Genomic DNA, 12,149 nt, shown 5'->3' on the forward strand with positions numbered 1-12,149 from the left:
CCGATTACTTCCGGCGGAATTTCCCGAGCAGGGGGCTGAACAGGGAGTTACTGGTCTTCTTGGAATCGCCGCGGCCGGTGAGGCGCTGTGCGATCTGCAGAAACATTTCTGTGGTCCGGTGATTGGCCGAGATTTCGGCAATCATCTGCCCGTTGTTGGCGGCGGTGCCGAAGATCTGCGGCTCAAACGGGATCGAGACGATCGGATCGCTCTCGATCGCCTTGGCGAACTCGCTCGCCTTGATTTCGGGCCGCTTCGGAACGCCGACCTGGTTGAGGCAATAAACCGGCGCGCGATCGTTGGGGCGTGCTGCTTTCAGCGTATCGAAGATGTTCTTGGTGTTGCGCAGATTGGCGAGATCGGGCGCGGCAACGATTAGAATATCGTCGGCGCCAACCAGCGCGCGCTTCGTCCAGCCTGACCACTGATGCGGAACATCGAGGATGATGCAGGGCATGGTGGTGCGCAACGTGTCGAAAATTGCATCGAACGCATCCGTGCCAAAATCATAGACGCGGTCGAGTGCCGCGGGCGCCGCAAGAAGGTTGAGATGATCCGTGCATTTCGACAGCAGGCGGTCGAGGAACGCAGTGTCGATACGATCAGGAGAGAACACCGCATCCGCGATGCCCTGCGGCGGGTCCTGATTGTAGTCGAGCCCGGCCGTACCGAAGGCGAGATCGAGGTCGGCTACCACGGAATCGAGCGCGAGGTCGCGCGCAATGGCCCACGCGACGTTATGGGCGACAGTCGAGGCGCCGACACCGCCCTTGGCGCCGACGATGGCAATGACGCGGCCGACGGCCTTCGCCTCCGGCGAGGTGAACAGGCTGCAGATCGAGCGAACGATATCGAGCGGCCCGGCCGGCAGGATGATGTAATCGCTGACGCCGCGGCGGACGAGCTCCCGATAAAGCGTGACGTCGTTGATGCGGCCGACAACGATGACACGGGTGCCGGCATCGCAAACTGAGGCGAGTTGATCGAGCCCCGGCAGAATGTCGGTCTGGTTGTCGGTTTCGAGCAGGATGACGTTGGGTGTCGGCGCCGTGCGATAGGCTTCGATTGCAGCGGCGAGGCCACCCATCTGAATCTTGAGGTGGGCTTTGGCAAGCCGCCGGTCTTCGCAGGCCGCCTGCACGGCGGCGGCCGTCTCCACGGTTTCGCAGAACGCCTGCACGGACACGCGCGGCGCGGGAGCGATGTGCTCTTCCCCGCCGGCTTCGGTGGTGTCGTCCTGCTGACCCTGACGCGCGTAACTGATCATTTGCCTACCGTGCTGAGCTTGGCTTTTTCAGCCTCCGGGTAATCGATCGACGTCGGCTGACCGTTGCGATACTTGGTAAAGGCCTGCGAGCGCCGGGCCGAGTTCGACGGCGATTCCGCGCGCGGCTGAACAAGATCGGCGGGGTTCGCCACCATCGCGGCCATGTTGCGCTGATAGGCGCAGCCGAAATTCTGATAGGGCCGGTTTTCGAAATACGATTTGTTCTTCACCGAAGGCCCGAGATCTTCCGGCCACAGGCCGCATGGGCCGGCATCGGCGATGATGCGGGCATAGCGCACGCGCACCGGCGCGAATTGGCGCGGATCGTTCGGATGATAGGGTTGAACCTTGACGCCGCGCGCGGGAATGCCAGCCGCGACGAGCATGTTCTGGATGTCACGAACGGTGACGCTGGCTGCTTGCGCGTTCGGCGTTCCCGTGGGGGTATCGATGGTGATGGCGCCGGTGCCTTCGCTGAGCCATGCCTGGGCGAGCCCCGCGATATCGGTCCGCTGCGCCGTGGTCAGTCCGCCGCGGGCGTGACCGACGAAAATCTCGGTGGTCTTGGCTGCTTCCTGAATGACGATCGGATGGCGCGCACGATAATCGACAGGCAGCGAGCCGGTGACGATTTCGGCCTCCTGGCTGCGATGGGTGCAGCCGCCGAGTGCGGCAGCACCGATCAGCGTCAGCGCGGCGAGTGCCGTGGTCGAAGCAAGGTTGGATACGCGTTTGCTCATGGTCGACGTCCTGTCCAACCTTAATCGGTGATGAAGCCGTACTTGCCGCGATAGCTGGCGACCGGGCCGCCGCGGCGGGGTACGCCGTAAATGCGAGTGATGTTGCCGAGCAGGACCGACTGCGGGTCCGAAGCCGAGGCGAAGCCGTCGTCAGGCCGCGACAGATCCTTCTGCGCCACAGCGCGCACGACATACGGCGTTACCAGCACCATCAGCTCGGTCTGGTTGTTGATGAAGTCGCGGCTGCGGAACAGCGTGCCGAGAACCGGCACCTGCGCGAGGCCTGGCAGGCCGTTGATCGCCTGCTTGGTCTGGTCCTGGATGAGACCGGCCATTGCCATTGAGCCGCCCGAGGGAATTTCCAGCGTGGTTTCGGCGCGGCGGGTCTTGATCGAGGGGATGGTGAGGCCGCTGACGGAGATCGAATTGTCGCTCGACACTTCCGAAACCTCAGTCATGACCCGCAGGCTGATTCGCCCCTCGGTCAGAACAACCGGCGTGAAGTTGAGCGAAATGCCGAACTTCTTGAAGGCGATGGAGGGCTGGCAGGGTCCGGTCGAACCGCCGGCCGCGGTCTGACAGGTGATGCCGGTCGGGATCGGAAATTCGCCGCCTGCGATGAAGGTCGCACTCTCGCCGGAAATCGCCGTGAGGTTCGGCTCGGCGAGGGTGCGGATCACGCCCGCGCTTTCCATCGCACGCAGCGTTGCTTTCACCGACGGAACGGTGCCGTTACCGAACGCGGCGGAGACCGCATTGTTGTCGACAAGGCGGCGGCCCAGTGCGGTGAAGGTATTGGTGTTGTTGAAGTCCACCACGGCCGTGCCGTAGTTGAAGCTGCCGCTGAGATCGACGCCGAGTTGCTTGATGATGCTGCGCTGGACTTCTGCGACGGTGACCCGCAGCATCACCTGATCGCGGCCGCGCACGGCGATGTTGTTGACGATCAATTCGCCCGCCTTGGAGGGGCCGCCGATCAGTCGCGCCGCGAGTTCGTAGGCTTGCTGCGCCTCAGCCTGGTTGGCCGCGGTGCCGCTCAAAACGACGCCGTCGCCGAGCCCTTCGACCTGGATGTCGGATTGCGGCAAAGCCTGATGGATCGCGGTGCGGATGCCGTTGAGGTCGCGGGTGACGGCGACGTCATAGGCCGCCATTTGCTGGCCGTCGGCATCGAAGAAGATGATGTTGGTCTGGCCGACGGAAGCGCCAATGATATAGGCGCGCCGCGAGGAGCGGACGACCGCATTGGCGATCTTGGGGTCCGCCACCAGCACGTCCTTGACGTCGCGGGGCAGGTCGACGACCAGCGACTTGCTGATGCCAAGCCGCAGCGCGCGCGCATTCAGGGAATCGGCATGTGACGTGCTTGCCGAGCTGGCGGAGTAATCGGTTGCGAGAGCCGATGAAGGCGCGGAGCCAAGGATGAAAACGGAGATGGCCGCAGCCGACAATGCGCGGGCAATCCAGGGGGCGGTCTTCATACGCTTCACTTTCCACATCACGCGGCGACGGCTCTGTCGCTGTGTGGGGATTTGACCAGCTATTCGTCAAAGCATGGTTAATGAGGCGTATCTAAATCGAGTTAACGGGAGCTTTATGCGCCTCGCTCAATGCAAGGCGCTTGTTGCGAAAGCGGCCAACCTGACCCACTCGGTGTTCGGATAGACAAGCATCGCGCCCGCCGCGAGAGCGACGCCGTAGGGGATGCCGGTTGCCTTGTCGTGCAGCCGCACCAGCCAGTCCTGCGAGGTGAGGAATGCCGGCATCGGCCAACGACGAAGCTGAAGAATAATGAGCGTGAGGGCGCCGCCGACGATCGAGGCCGCCACGAGATAATCAAGTAGGTGAGCAAACCCGAACCACAGCGCGGCGGAGGCCGCGATCTTGGCGTCCCCGCCACCGATCCATCCGAAGGCGAAGCAGGTGAAGGCGACGACAAGGACGGTCGCTCCCGCGGCCGCATGCCATCCGATCGTCTCGAGGTTCATTCCGGTGAGACCGGCGAGAACGAAGAAGCCCCCGATCAGCAGGAGCGACACGCGGTTCGAGATGGTCATGGTGAGGATGTCGCTGACGGCGGCAAAGGCCATGAGCGCGGGAAACAGGAACAGACGCGCGAGATCGAGCAGCATGAGGCCCCGTGAGAATTCTGCCTTATCGTTCCAACCAACCTAGAAGTCAGGTGTGAACAATCACCAAATCCGGGCGATTTCGATCGCAACAACGAGGCAGGCGAGCGCGAGGGCCGCGCAGACAATACCAATGCCCTCGACAGGTGCGCTGGCGCGAAGAGGCTCGAGAGTGGCTATTTTCGGCCGCAATGGCTTCATGGGTGCACGAAGGCCGGGTTAGGATTCCGCGTGGCAGGCGAGAGGCTGCAGGTGAAAGGCCGGAAATGATAAAGGCTTCGGTTGCCCGAAGCCTTTATCAGAAGCGGCGGCCGTTCGTTTACTGAAGGCTGCTCTTGATCGTTTCGAACTTGCTGGAGATTGCGCTTCCGACGCCGTTCACGGCGGCAATGATCACAACGGCAATGCCGGCGGCGATCAGCGCGTACTCGATCGCGGTAGCGCCGGATTCGTCCTTCACGAAGCGGGCGAACAAGTTGGTCATAGGTGACTCCATAAAAAATACGTGTGGCTGTCGTTCTCAGTTGGCCCATCCGGAGCGGGTAGGGCGCCGCCGAGGCCGACTGCGAAAATAAAATCGATGAATTGCAGCGCAGTTAATTCGATTGCAGAAAGTCCCGGATATCCGGCTCTTGTTGTGCACGGTAAATGTCGCGTTAAAGGAATATATCGCATTTGATTGGTTGGCATGCTGGCGCCATTGCATGTGAGATGAAAGGGCGCTTGGCGCCTTCTTGAATATTTGCAGTTCGTTCATCAATTAACGTCAGATTTGCCATACCGGGCTGTGTGTGAGCCCTTGTGTTGTTGCGTAAGAGAGTAAGCAGATGAACACCGCGCGTGTTGTTGTGCTGGCTATTGCCGTTGCTGCGGGGGGCGTTGCGGCCTTCCTTGCGAGCGGGTCGGATCAGAAACCGGCCGAGGTTGCAGCACCCGCGCCGAAACTGGAAACGACGGATGTTCTGGTCGCGAAGGCCGATATTCCGCTCGGACAGACGATTAAAGCCGAGGACATGACGTGGCAGACCTGGCCCGCAGCCACGGCAAGCTCGAGCTTTATTCGCAAGAGTGAGCGCGCCAGCGCAGTGGCAGATCTGACAGGCTCCATTGCGCGCTCGCCGTTCCTGGCCGGCGAGCCGATCCGCGAAACCAAGCTCGTCAAGAGCAATGGTTCGGGCTTCATGGCAGCGATCCTGCCCAGCGGAATGCGTGCGGTATCGACCGAGATTTCCCCGGAAACCGGAGCCGGCGGCTTTATTCTTCCGAACGACCGCGTCGACGTGATGCTGTCACGCCGCCAGCGGAATCCGGACAGCAACGGTGGCGAGATGGTCAGCTCGGAAATCATCTTGTCCGACGTGAGAGTGCTCGCGATCGACCAGACGATCGAGGAAAAGAACGGCCAGAAGGTCGTTGTCGGCAAGACCGCGACGCTTGAGCTCAAGCCCGCCCAAGCCGAAATGCTGACGCGCTCACGCCAGAGCGGAACGCTGACGCTTGCACTGCGCAGCCTCGTCGATGCCAACAAGCAGAACGAGGTCGAGGAAGCCACGGACGAGAAGGTGATCACCGTCTATCGTGGCGTTGATCGCGAAATCTACAACTGCACCTCGTCCTGCAAGAAGCGCGGCAGCGAAGGCGGCTAGCCTTCGCCTTTGCTGCTACCCCACCCCTGAAAGAATTGGTTTCCAATTCCTTAATACCGCCCCTTGCTTTGTCGGCATCGCCTGCAAGCATTCGACAATCTCTATCGGCTAGCTTCACGGTAGCTATTTAGTGGCTCGATAGAGGGAATTACGATGACCGTGCCGTCGCTGCGAAGGCTGCGTTTGAGCAATGCCTTGCGCAGATTTGGTGCGAACCGGAAGGGAAGCGCGGCAGTTCAGTTCGCGCTTGTCGCGCCGCTGTTCTTCGCTTTGATCTTCGCCATTGTCGAAGTCGCGCTGGTGTTTTTTGCAAATCAGATTCTCGAGACGGGCACGCAGGACACCGCGCGCCTTCTCTTCACTCATCAGGCCCAGGACCAAAACCTGACAGGCGAGCAGGTGCGCACCAATTTGTGCAACCGGGTGAGCGTTCTTTTGGCATGCGACGGTGTCATTCTTGACGTGCGGTCTTATCCCGCCGGCCAACCCTTCACCGTTCCGCCGTTCTTCGATGGAGGAGGGAATCCCATCTCCAGTAATTTTCTTTATCAGCCGCCTGACCCCAACAGCAGCAACATCGTTGTAGTGCGGGCGTTTTATAAGTGGCCGCTTATTTTTACGAACCTCGGATTCTCGCTGATAAATATCGGGACGGACAAGCGGTTGCTGACCTCGACCGTGGCGTTTCGCGTCGAGCCATCGTCATCATCGTCTTAAGTGCGGTTTGGATTGTGCGAATGTCGATACGATGGATAGCCGAACGGCTGAATGTGCCCCGCCTCATGCGCGATACGCGTGGTGTCGCGGCTGTCGAGTTCGCCGTTATTCTCCCGGTTATTCTGATGCTGTTTTTGGGCACCATCGGTGTCTCGACCGGCGTTGCCGTCTATCGGAAGGTTATCATTCTGACGCGCACGCTATCCGATTTGATCTCGCAGGCACAAAAGCTCGAAGCGAGCGACATTCCTAACGCGTTCAACATATCGTCCGCGGTCATGGCGCCTTATCCGAGTGCGCCCGTGCAGGCGAAGATTTCACAAGTCTATATCGAGCCGACGACGCTGGTCGCCAAGGTCAAGTGGGGTGCATCGTTGAACGCGACAGCGCGCGGCTGCAACGATGTTGTGACCGAGCTTGTCCCGGATGGAATCAGGATCGGCGGCACCTATCTCATCATGAGTGAGGTGAGTTACGATTACACGCCGGTTGCGGGAGTAAGCGGTGGCAGTTTTTCGCCGCCGACGTTTCATTTGAAAGACAGAACCTTTACGCGCCCGCGCGAGACGGATTCGGTGACAAATCCATCGGCTGCGACCTGCAATTGAGGCGGCGCGTGTCTTTCAATGGCGTCGCCAGGATTGCAGCATGGCTTGCTGGTTAGAAGCATCGCATGAAACTAAAAAGGCCGCGCAGAGCGCGGCCTTAGTAGTCTCGATAGAATGATCAGCGTCGAACTGCTTAACCGGCGGCGCGAAGATTGTCGGCCGACGACTTGCCCGAACGGCGATCGGCGACGATTTCGTAGCTGATCTTCTGGCCTTCGCGCAGCGTGCCGAGGCCAGCGCGCTCAACGGCGCTGATGTGCACGAACACGTCGTTGCCACCATCATCCGGCTGAATGAAGCCGTAGCCCTTGGTCGCGTTAAACCACTTCACTGTTCCCATGCTCACGTGGGTAGTCCTCTCAAGTAGATGTCGAATAACCCGTGTCGCCACGGGTTGGTGAGATCGAAATTTGGAAGAGGTCGTCAGCGCTAACCGGCTATACCGAGGATAGCTATTGTCGTCCGGCCGAAATTCGATGGCGCGTATGTTAGGCGAAATAGGGCCCCAAAACAATCCTGCCTCCGGTGATTTTGGAGGCAGGCGGGCGTGGGGCGCCTGAGGCTTACCGGCGGCGGAATTGTCCGCGCGGAGGCGTGGAGCGAGGCGGCCCGCCCGCGGGGCGTTCGTCCTTATGGCGGAAAATGAGGCGGCCTTTTTCAAGATCGTAGGGTGACATCTCGATGGTCACGCGATCGCCCGCCAGCGTCTTGATGCGGTTCTTCTTCATTTTGCCTGCGGTGTAGGCCACGATTTCGTGGCCGGCATCGAGCTGGACGCGATAGCGGGCATCGGGAAGGATTTCCGTCACCAATCCTTCAAATTGGATCAGTTCTTCTTTAGCCATACAGGTCTCCGGTTTGACTCAGCGCTGCGGGCGCCGGGTTCTGCGAGGTTGCTCTGCGGGGCGCGCAGGCGCGCTGCCGCGGTGGAGGAAAGCGACGCCCTGTATACCGCCTCCCTGGCCCGCTTGCGACGGGCGAGTTCGCTCATGCCGGGTCTGTTCTGACCGGGGAGCGGACGGCTGGGCCTGCCGGGTCTGCTGCGGGCCTGCCCCGGGGCGATGCCGGTTCGAGCGCTGCGGGTTGCCCGCGCCGTCGGCGGCCGGGCGGCCGGCCGATTTATGCGGACGGTCCTGGTTGTGATCTTGCCGGGAGCCGCCGGGGCGGCCGTGGGAGGCGCCGTTGCGGGGAGCGCCGCCGTTACGAGGCGCGCCGTGGCGGTGGCGGTTATCGCGCCCCCGGGGAGCGGCCTGTCCGGCGCTCTCGGATTGACCGCCGGTCCGGCGGTCTTCGCGCGGCAGGGTGATGCGGATCAATCGTTCGATGTCGCGCAAATAGGCATTCTCCTCCCCGGCAACAAGCGAGATTGCGGTGCCCTCGGCGCCTGCGCGAGCGGTGCGGCCGATGCGATGGACGTAGGTTTCCGGCACGTTGGGCAGGTCGAAATTGACGACATGCGTGATGCCGTCGACGTCGATGCCGCGGGCGGCGATGTCGGTCGCCACCAGCGTGCGGATGTCGCCGTTGCGGAACGCGGCCAGCACGCGCTCGCGATGGTTCTGCGATTTGTTGCCGTGGATGGCCTCCGCGGGAATGCCGGCCTTGACGAGGCTGCGCACGACCTTGTCGGCGCCATGCTTGGTGCGGGTAAAGACCAGCGCCCGGTTGACCGGCTCCGACTTCAGCAGTTCCGACAGGGTTGCCGGCTTGGCGCTGGAATCGAGCTGGATGATGCGCTGGGCGATGCGTTCGACGGTCGACGACACCGGCGTCACCGCCACGCGAGCCGGCTCGCGCAACATATGCTCGGCGAGATCGGCGATGTCCTTCGGCATGGTGGCCGAGAAGAACAGCGTCTGGCGGCGGTGCGGCAGCTTCGCCACGATTTTGCGGATGTCGTGGATGAAGCCCATGTCGAGCATGCGGTCGGCTTCGTCGAGCACGAGGAATTCGACCTGGCCGAGCTTCAGCGCATTGCCTTGCACGAGGTCGAGGAGCCGGCCGGGAGTTGCGACCAGCACTTCGACGCCGCCCATCAATGCGCGGACCTGACGGCCCATCGGCACGCCGCCGATGGCGAGGGTTGCGCTAAGCCGCAGATGGCGGCCATAGGCGGTGAAGCTGTCGAGGATCTGGCCCGACAGTTCGCGGGTCGGGCTCAGGACCAGTACGCGGCAGGTCTTGGGCTGCGGGCGAACCCGGTTCTCGAGGAGGCGGTGCAGAATCGGCAGCGCGAAGGACGCGGTCTTGCCGGTGCCGGTCTGGGCGATGCCGATCACGTCGCGACCGGTAATGGCGATCGGGATAGTCTGGGCCTGGATCGGGGTGGGGGTGACGTAGTTCTCCTCACTGAGGGCACGCGTGATGGTCTCGGCGAGACCGAAATCCTGAAAAGAGGTCAAGGGACGCTTTCTGTATGAATCGATGAGGCCCGGCCATCCTTTACGGATTCGGGCATTGTCTGGTGTCTTGAAGACACCTGCGTGCTGAAGGTGTCGGTCCGGGAGGATAAGGGGCAAGCCAGAAACCGCAGAGGGTGTCCGAACACGCGGCTCGCAAGGACCTGATGATTCTCAAGGTCGTGTGCAGTGCTATGACGGACAAAGGCGGCACTTTCAAGGTTAAAGATGCTGCGCCGCAGAATTATCGTGCCGAAGCGGGCTGCTCTCAAGATGCCGTTTACGATGAATGCAGGTCCAAAGGATGAATCCCAGCGCCCGGAACTGCAGCCGCGTTTCCCGGTTTGATAGTCATGCGTTTGAAGCTTCACAGGAAATCAGTGGATTACGGCGACCTTCTGCTCGCCGCGGTGCTGTTTGGCCTGTTCATCGTTGTGCTCGGGCTGATGATAACGACAACGATCCGGTGATTTTCTCCGCAGACCCTGTCCGGTGGCGTCGAAAGACGGTCGTCGTCTGTGAAGGCCCTCAATCGGGGCAGGCTTAAAGCGGTGCGATCGTCTTGAGATTGGAACCATTTTGATTTGAAAGGTTTAATCCGCCTAGGCCTGATGGGATCGTCCGGCCGGACTCAGGCAGTGTCTTGCTGCTTTCTGAGGGATTGATGACGTCGCCCCGGTGCCAGGTCGCCTGCACGGAAGGTTGGCGAAAGTTTTTCCCGTCAGAATGTCCGAACCGGAAATGAGTGGAGTTTTGAAGTTGGTGTTTGCGTCCTTTCGAAGTGCCTTTTCCCTACGATCCCGGCTTCTGTTTTCCGTCCCGTTCCTTGTCCCGTTCCTTGGCTGAAGGAGGCGCGGCGAGTTGAGACACCTTCCTGACAATTCATTTTGCGAGAGTCGATAAGCGTGCTTCGGGTCGGATTTTTTATCGGTCTCATCGCTGTTATCGGAGTGCTGGTCTCGGGGCTGGTGTCCTATCGCATCTATGAGCAGGAGAGCGTTATCGATCGCACGGCGCTCGTCCGCGAGATCGATGCCCATGCAAGCCTGGTTCAGGAGCGCCTCAGCGAGCGCGAGGTTCTGGCACGGGTCTCCGCCGGCGTGTTTCGTCCTTCCACCGCGATCTCGGCCCGCGCGCTGCAGCCGCTGCGCTCGTCGATCTATGTGCTGAAAACCGATTTCGTCATGACGGGCTGGATTGCGCGGCTGTTGCCGTCCGACTTTGCGGCCGCCGAAGCTGAACTCAAAAGCGCGGACTTCCAGAATCCGCAAATCCGATCGTTCGACGACGCGCCGATTGCACCTGCTGTGGCGGCGAAAGGTGTCGACGTTCTGATGGATGTCGAGCCGCAGGATGCGACGACCATGAGCCAGCCGGGCCGGGCCTACGATCAGGACCCGGTGATCGGGCCGATGCTGGCGAAGGCGGCAGCGACAGGCGCGCCGACGGCATCCGATCCGTTACGGCTGTTGCCGCCCGATCGGCCGCTCGGCATCGTGCTGGCGGTGCCGGTGATGCGGGAGGAGACGAACTCTCTTCTCGGCTTTGTCGCGACGTCTTACCGGCTGTCGCTGATGCTCAGCAATGACGATCTGTCGTTGTTTGCGGTGGCGTTGCGTGACCCGCGTTCCGCATCCACTGAACTCGCGCTCGAAGGCGGCGAGATTGTCAGCACTGCAGCGCGCTCGGATGACGATCTGGTCACGGCGCGCAATGTCTCGTTCGGGGGGCGGGACTGGACGCTGGACTACTATGCCAAGACCGATACGACGCAGCGCGCGCAAAATCTGGCGCTGGTCGCGGGCCTGATCGGCCTCGCGGTAACGGCCGTGCTGTGTTCGCTGTTCGGCTATGTGTCCTACAACAACGTCCGCTTGAGCCGCGAGATCGAGGCCCGCATCGGCTTCGAACGTCGATTGACGGCCGTGATCGATGAACTCAACCATCGCGTCAAAAACATCCTGGCCGTGATCCAGTCGATCGTCACGCGAACGCTCCGCCACGGCACCGATATCGATATCGCCCGCGAGCTTCTGATTGGCCGCATCCATGCGATGTCGAACGTGGTGACGCTGTTGAGCGACAGCCAGTGGCAGGGCGTGAAGCTGAAGGGCCTGTTCGATTCACGGGCGATCCCGCATGGCGATCGCATTGCGCTCGATGGCCCCGATATTACGGTGTCGGCGCGTGCGGCGCAGAGCCTGTCATTGCTGTTCTTTGAGTTGGCGTCGCATTCCGACGAAGGTCTCTCGCTGGTCGGCAAGCATCCTCATATCGTCGCGAACTGGACCGTCACCGGTGAGGGGCAGGAGGCAGTGTTCAAATTCCATTGGGAAGAGTTCAACACCAGCATCGCGACCCGCCGCCCCGAGAGCGATTTCGGCATCGTGCTGCTCGACCGTGTCGCGCCCGAAGCGCTCGGCGGTACCTCGAAGCGCTACTTCACCGACGTCAGCTATGTCTATGAATTGACCGCGCCGATGGTGACGGTCGTCGATGAGAACGAAAAGAGCCGCACCAGCTATATCGTACGTGCCACGCGCTAGATACGATTGATTAGTTCAATCCGCCGAATGCCCAGATCAGAAAAAGAACGGGCAGCGGGATGCCAAGTAGCCATAGCAACAGATAGCGGCCCATCGC

12 protein-coding genes are annotated in these 12,149 nt (G+C 61.3%); 4 read left to right on the forward strand and 8 right to left on the reverse strand.

Annotation, left to right across the window (positions count from 1 at the left end):
* Positions 1-4: 4 nt before the first annotated feature.
* From OCA5_RS03570 to OCA5_RS03590, 5 genes are all read right to left on the reverse strand, one after another.
* Positions 5-1,267 carry a CpaE/TadZ family protein gene (locus tag OCA5_RS03570; protein ID WP_012564549.1) on the reverse strand — a complete coding sequence of 421 codons (1,263 nt, stop codon included), beginning with the start codon at positions 1,265-1,267 and terminating at the stop codon, positions 5-7.
* Positions 1,264-2,007, reverse strand: coding sequence for a CpaD family pilus assembly protein (locus tag OCA5_RS03575; protein ID WP_012564548.1), 744 nt, complete (start codon positions 2,005-2,007; stop codon positions 1,264-1,266). The genes OCA5_RS03570 and OCA5_RS03575 overlap by 4 nt, the downstream gene beginning before the upstream one ends.
* 20 nt (positions 2,008-2,027) lie before the next feature.
* Positions 2,028-3,488, reverse strand: a complete 1,461-nt coding sequence (locus OCA5_RS03580) for a type II and III secretion system protein family protein (RefSeq protein WP_012564547.1) — start codon at positions 3,486-3,488, stop codon at positions 2,028-2,030.
* A gap of 126 nt (positions 3,489-3,614) precedes the next feature.
* The gene (locus OCA5_RS03585) at positions 3,615-4,139 is read right to left on the reverse strand and encodes an A24 family peptidase (RefSeq protein ID WP_012564546.1); all 525 of its coding nucleotides are present in this window, start codon (positions 4,137-4,139) and stop codon (positions 3,615-3,617) included.
* Between the two features lie 316 nt (positions 4,140-4,455).
* Positions 4,456-4,620 carry a Flp family type IVb pilin gene (locus OCA5_RS03590; protein ID WP_012564545.1) on the reverse strand — a complete coding sequence of 55 codons (165 nt, stop codon included), beginning with the start codon at positions 4,618-4,620 and terminating at the stop codon, positions 4,456-4,458.
* Between the two features lie 343 nt (positions 4,621-4,963).
* Between OCA5_RS03590 and cpaB the strand changes: the two genes are divergently transcribed.
* From cpaB to OCA5_RS03605, 3 genes are all read left to right on the forward strand, one after another.
* On the forward strand, positions 4,964-5,782 hold the full coding sequence (cpaB, locus tag OCA5_RS03595; RefSeq protein ID WP_012564544.1) for a Flp pilus assembly protein CpaB: 819 nt from the start codon (positions 4,964-4,966) through the stop codon (positions 5,780-5,782).
* Between the two features lie 153 nt (positions 5,783-5,935).
* On the forward strand, positions 5,936-6,499 hold the full coding sequence (locus OCA5_RS03600; protein ID WP_012564543.1) for a TadE/TadG family type IV pilus assembly protein: 564 nt from the start codon (positions 5,936-5,938) through the stop codon (positions 6,497-6,499).
* A 20-nt stretch (positions 6,500-6,519) separates the two neighbouring features.
* The gene (locus OCA5_RS03605; protein WP_013912847.1) at positions 6,520-7,107 is read left to right on the forward strand and encodes a TadE/TadG family type IV pilus assembly protein; all 588 of its coding nucleotides are present in this window, start codon (positions 6,520-6,522) and stop codon (positions 7,105-7,107) included.
* A 133-nt stretch (positions 7,108-7,240) separates the two neighbouring features.
* Here OCA5_RS03605 and OCA5_RS03610 read toward each other — a convergent pair whose 3' ends face one another.
* From OCA5_RS03610 to OCA5_RS03620, 3 genes are all read right to left on the reverse strand, one after another.
* Positions 7,241-7,453: a cold-shock protein gene (locus tag OCA5_RS03610; protein ID WP_002714433.1), complete on the reverse strand. Its 213-nt coding sequence runs from the start codon at positions 7,451-7,453 to the stop codon at positions 7,241-7,243.
* A gap of 217 nt (positions 7,454-7,670) precedes the next feature.
* On the reverse strand, positions 7,671-7,952 hold the full coding sequence (gene infA / locus OCA5_RS03615; RefSeq protein WP_012564541.1) for a translation initiation factor IF-1: 282 nt from the start codon (positions 7,950-7,952) through the stop codon (positions 7,671-7,673).
* Between the two features lie 18 nt (positions 7,953-7,970).
* Complete coding sequence (locus OCA5_RS03620; RefSeq protein WP_012564540.1) at positions 7,971-9,509, reverse strand: DEAD/DEAH box helicase; 1,539 nt, start codon at positions 9,507-9,509, stop codon at positions 7,971-7,973.
* A gap of 902 nt (positions 9,510-10,411) precedes the next feature.
* Here OCA5_RS03620 and OCA5_RS03625 point away from each other — a divergent pair.
* On the forward strand, positions 10,412-12,052 hold the full coding sequence (locus tag OCA5_RS03625) for a CHASE domain-containing protein (RefSeq protein ID WP_012564537.1): 1,641 nt from the start codon (positions 10,412-10,414) through the stop codon (positions 12,050-12,052).
* Positions 12,053-12,149 lie beyond the last annotated feature (97 nt).

This window comes from Afipia carboxidovorans OM5 (genome assembly GCF_000218565.1).
GTDB lineage: Bacteria > Pseudomonadota > Alphaproteobacteria > Rhizobiales > Xanthobacteraceae > Afipia > Afipia carboxidovorans.

What these genes read in the sequence shown, in the direction of transcription:
- OCA5_RS03570 (WP_012564549.1), bottom strand. Translation starts at nt 1,267, where the DNA reads ATGATCAGTTACGCGCGTCAGGGTCAGCAGGACGACACCACCGAAGCC.
- OCA5_RS03590 (WP_012564545.1), bottom strand. Translation starts at nt 4,620, where the DNA reads ATGACCAACTTGTTCGCCCGCTTCGTGAAGGACGAATCCGGCGCTACC.
- OCA5_RS03600 (WP_012564543.1), top strand. Translation starts at nt 5,936, where the DNA reads ATGACCGTGCCGTCGCTGCGAAGGCTGCGTTTGAGCAATGCCTTGCGC.
- cpaB (WP_012564544.1), top strand. Translation starts at nt 4,964, where the DNA reads ATGAACACCGCGCGTGTTGTTGTGCTGGCTATTGCCGTTGCTGCGGGG.
- OCA5_RS03585 (WP_012564546.1), bottom strand. Translation starts at nt 4,139, where the DNA reads ATGCTGCTCGATCTCGCGCGTCTGTTCCTGTTTCCCGCGCTCATGGCC.
- OCA5_RS03575 (WP_012564548.1), bottom strand. Translation starts at nt 2,007, where the DNA reads ATGAGCAAACGCGTATCCAACCTTGCTTCGACCACGGCACTCGCCGCG.
- OCA5_RS03580 (WP_012564547.1), bottom strand. Translation starts at nt 3,488, where the DNA reads ATGAAGACCGCCCCCTGGATTGCCCGCGCATTGTCGGCTGCGGCCATC.
- infA (WP_012564541.1), bottom strand. Translation starts at nt 7,952, where the DNA reads ATGGCTAAAGAAGAACTGATCCAATTTGAAGGATTGGTGACGGAAATC.
- OCA5_RS03605 (WP_013912847.1), top strand. Translation starts at nt 6,520, where the DNA reads ATGTCGATACGATGGATAGCCGAACGGCTGAATGTGCCCCGCCTCATG.